Raw genomic sequence first — 2,240 nt, 5'->3', positions numbered from 1 at the left:
TGGGCCACCTCGGGCGCGACCGGCGTGGTGTCTCGGATGGCGCCCGCCACCGCGTCCGCCTGCCGCTCGACCAACTCCAGCACCAACCGGTGCACGGCCGGACTGATCGCCCCGAGGTAGCCCAGCTCGCCGCGCCACTGCTCACGCGGAACGTCGGCAATGCGAGACACCGACGACAGCACGAACTCCCGGACCGCCGCCGCGGCCGTCGTTCCGGGTCGACGGGCGCGGATGAGGTCGCACAGCTCGCGGGTGACCTGGTCCTCGCGGTCGAGCACGAGAAGTTCTTTGGTGGCGAAGTAGTTGTATACGGTCTGTTCAGCGACCTCGGCCACTCGCGCCACGTCGGCGACCGTGACGTTCTCATAGCCGTGCTCGGCGAACAACCGGGCAGCAGTGGCGGCGATGAGCTTCCTCGTCCGCGCCTTCTTCAACTCGCGCAGTCCGGTTTCCGCCATTGGTCTAGCTTAGTTCACCCCAAAGCTAGGGCTTGGTCCACGAACGGCCGGCGGATCAGCGGCGGTCCGGTTCGCCGCTGGCGTCGACGGGGACGGGCTGCCGGGTGTCGTAGCGCCAGAAGCTCCGGGAGAAGAAGCCGAGCAGCACGGCCACTGCGATGCAGGCCAGCCCACCGCTCACCCAGGAGAAGCTGACCGTGGTCACCGCCGCGATGCCGCCGGCGCGGACGTCGCCGAGTCGCGGTCCACCGTTGACCACCACGATGAAGACACCCTGCATGCGTCCGCGCAGCTCGTCCGGGGCGTAGGTCTGCAGGATCGTCTGCCGGAAGACCGAAGAGACCAGGTCGGCCGCACCGGCCAGCGCGAGAAGAGCCACCACGAGCCAGAGGGAGCCGACCAGCCCGGCGAGCGCAACCGCGGCTCCCCACAGCACGATCGCCCCGGTCAGGGCGGCGCCCTGCCGCCGGACGCGACCGATCCAGCCACTGGCCGACCCGGCCAGCACGGCGCCGATCGCGATCGCTGCGTACAGCGGCCCGACGAGTCCGTGGTAACGCGTCTGCGCCATCGCGGGATAGAGCGAGCGCGGGCTCGCGAGCACCATCGCCACGATGTCCATCGCGAACGAGGTCAGCAGCACCGGACGCTTCGCAATGAACGCCAGCCCTTCGCCGATCGAGCGCAGCCCGGGGCGGGACGTGCGGCCCACCGGCGCGAGGTCGGGCAGCCGGAAGGCCGAATAGAGCGCCGCCAGGAACAGCAGCGCGTCGATGCCGTAGGAGTAGGCGAAGCCGTTGTGGCGTCCGACGAGCACGCCGGCGATGATCGGGCCGAGCACCTGGCCGACGTTGCTCACCGTGAAGGTGAACGTGTTCGCCGCCGGTACGAGTTCTTTGGGGACGATCCGTGGAACGATCGCCCCGCGGGTGGAGGACGACACCGCGAACAGCGCCGCCTGGACGAACACCAGAGCGAGGATGAGCCCGACGCTGTTCGCCCGTCCGACGGCTTGGGCCAGCAGCCCGATGGTCACGAGCAGGGTCCCGACCGAGGACCAGAGGTACAGCTTGCGCCGGTCGACCGCATCCGCGATGGCGCCGCCGTAGAGTCCGAAGCAGATGAGCGGGACGAGCCCGACGAAGCCCACCATGCCGACGGCGAGCGAGGAGTGGCTCAGCGCGTACACCTGCACGGGGACGGCGGTCTGCGTGAGCATCGCGCCGACGAAGGCTGCCCCCTGACCGACCGCCAGCCGGCGGAACTCGGGGATCGCCAGCGGTCGCAGGTCGAGCGCCTGCCGGCGCAGTCCGGCGAAGCGGCGCGGCGGAGCCGCCGCGGGCGCCCCGCCCGCCGCGGGTGCCTCGCCCGCCGCGCTCTCTTCGCTCGCCTCGGTCGCGGTCACCTCCAGTCTCCGAACGGAAAGAGCTCGGCTGCGGTGTGCGGACGGCTGGTCAGACCCTGGCGGTGGAGGTAGCCGAGGAACGTGTCGAGGGCGTCCGCGTTGGCCGACAAGCCGTAGGGCCAGTAGTCGGCGCCCATGAGCTGGGTGGTGCGTTCCAGCTCGGCGTACAGCCAGGGCAGCGTGGCCATCGGCTCGGCCAGGTGGGCCAGCCGGTGCTCGGCATCGTGCTTGGCGGCGGCGAACAGGTCGAACACCCGGTTCGGCAGGCCGGCCTGCTCGGCCAGCTTCCGGCGGATCAGCAGGACGTGCATCGGCGGGAAGATGCCGGTGGCCGCGAAGTACTCGCGCTCCACCGCGGCCGGGTCGGCGAGCAGCCG

The 2,240-nt window shown here is 70.9% G+C and carries 2 protein-coding genes and 1 pseudogene; all 3 read right to left on the bottom strand.

The window, feature by feature from the left end:
- Positions 1-458 (bottom strand): TetR family transcriptional regulator (locus JF597_RS53475; RefSeq protein ID WP_294014279.1); only part of this gene is annotated, 458 nt, incomplete at its 3' end.
- Positions 459-513: 55 nt separating this feature from the next.
- Complete coding sequence (locus JF597_RS53470; protein WP_294014277.1) at positions 514-1,863, bottom strand: MFS transporter; 1,350 nt, start codon at positions 1,861-1,863, stop codon at positions 514-516.
- A pseudogene (locus tag JF597_RS53465) lies at positions 1,860-2,240 on the bottom strand (hypothetical protein); the annotation flags it as partial. The pseudogene JF597_RS53465 and the gene JF597_RS53470, both read right to left, overlap by 4 nt.

This window comes from Streptomyces sp. (assembly GCF_019510245.1).
In the GTDB taxonomy this organism is placed as follows: Bacteria; Actinomycetota; Actinomycetes; order Streptomycetales; family Streptomycetaceae; genus Streptomyces.
The sequence above is the reverse complement of the archived record's forward strand: the minus strand, read 5'-3'. Positions and strand labels throughout refer to the sequence as shown.